Source organism: Parabacteroides sp. AF17-3 (assembly GCF_003635445.1).
Classification (GTDB): domain Bacteria; phylum Bacteroidota; class Bacteroidia; order Bacteroidales; family Tannerellaceae; genus Parabacteroides; species Parabacteroides goldsteinii.
Genome location: NZ_QTMM01000045.1, coordinates 1 through 1,664, shown reverse-complemented (window position 1 = coordinate 1,664; position 1,664 = coordinate 1). Strand labels below are relative to the sequence as shown.

At 33.3% G+C, this 1,664-nt stretch carries 2 protein-coding genes; both read right to left on the bottom strand.

What is annotated here, in order from left to right; genetic code table 11:
• On the bottom strand, positions 1–219 hold a 219-nt coding region (locus DWW91_RS28280; protein ID WP_010803768.1), incomplete at its 3' end, for a hypothetical protein.
• Between the two features lie 110 nt (positions 220–329).
• Positions 330–1,553 (bottom strand): FecR family protein, encoded by a 1,224-nt coding sequence (locus tag DWW91_RS27460; RefSeq protein WP_046145105.1) that lies wholly within the window; start codon positions 1,551–1,553, stop codon positions 330–332.
• Positions 1,554–1,664: the final 111 nt, after the last annotated feature.

The window sequence follows — 1,664 nt, the reverse complement described above, 5'->3', positions numbered from 1 at the left end:
TAGTTCTAGACGAACTAAGTCAGAATAAAAAAATACATACTCACTATTTTTTTCTACAGACGCAAAAACATCACTGATAGCCACATTTGATAAATCGAGTGACAAACGTGTAGATTGTGCATAGGACAATTCAGCCAAAAGAGATGAATTTACTGTAAAAAGCAAACACAACACTACACAAACCGCGTGTATTTTTCTTTTAATTTTTAGATATTCCATAATAATATAATAAGTTTTCCTTGATATTAATATTTTACTTGTTAACAACACAATGGTCTATTGTTTTATACAATACTAGGTTACGGCATGTTTTATCTATTCATAGGCATTCATTTTTTATTATTGATACTATTTACTTCAATCAAATTCCCCTTACGATGAAATGAAACTGATAACGTTTTCTGGAGTGTTTGAAGAACTTGGTCCATATTATCAAACAACACCAGCTTACCAGAGCATTTCACTTGTTCTATATCCGGTGGATAGCTAAATTGAACACGGTAATAACGTGAGATACTGCGTAGTACCTCACCTAAATTTTTCTCCCGGAACTGGAGAATACCATCTATCCATGAGATATAATCGTATACATTCACCTGGCTAACAGACATCTGCCCATTTTCCAAGACTAAGAGATCATTAGGTTTGATAATTTGTTTTCCGCTTTTATATCCTTCAACCGCAACACTTCCTTCTTTCAATACAACAGATTGGAAATTTTCATCCTTATATGCAACTATGCCAAAAGATGTTCCTAAAACTCTGATTTCCATCTGGTTCGTTTTTACATAAAATGGACACGATGCATCTTTGGTCACTTCAAGATAAACTTCCCCTTCCACATAAATCATTCTTTTTTCTTTTTCAAATATTTCAGGGAATTGAAGCACTGTGCCTGAATTTACCCATACTTTCGTACCATCAGGCAAAATCAATGAAGAATGACGTCCTTTCGGTACGCTTAACACATTCATATGATTACCTTTTTCCTTTGCTTCACCAATACACTTCCTCTCTGTAGCCTCTAGATTATTAAAGTCTTTATCCGTCACCTTGATTTTCCCTTGTTGATCGACTAAAATTGTCGCATTATCAGAAACCTTCATTTTTTCCTGTGCCAAATGAAGTTCTACTTCTGTCTGATTAACATCTAACTGGACATCATCCACCAAAGACAGAATATCTCTTTCCTGAAATAAATTTTCTTTAGTAATCAAAAATAATGAACCCAATGTACATATAATAAGAATACAAGCTGCTGCATATTGCCATGTCAGACGCATTCGCTTTGGCTTTCTGAATTTTCTTAAATCATTTATAATATTTTCTTTAAGAGATTCTTTTTCAATTGGCGACAGTTTCCTATTATTCAATTTCAACGAACGAACCATTTGCCTGGCCTTCTCTATATTTTCTTTCTCTTCCGGATACAGTGTCAGATAATCATCAATCCACACCTGTTCCAACTCTTCCGTAGGAAACAGACACCAGAGAATAAAGGAATCGTCATGTATTAACTGGTCAACAGTTTTTATATGCTGTTTTTTATTCATTTTGCTTTTTCATTTTAAACAAGACATTAATTTCCCAAATTTGGCCCCATTTTATATGTTAAATTCATTTAATACCAATATATATATATTGAATTAGTTCGTCTAGAACTA

What these genes read in the sequence shown, in the direction of transcription:
- DWW91_RS27460 (WP_046145105.1), bottom strand. Translation starts at nt 1,553, where the DNA reads ATGAATAAAAAACAGCATATAAAAACTGTTGACCAGTTAATACATGAC.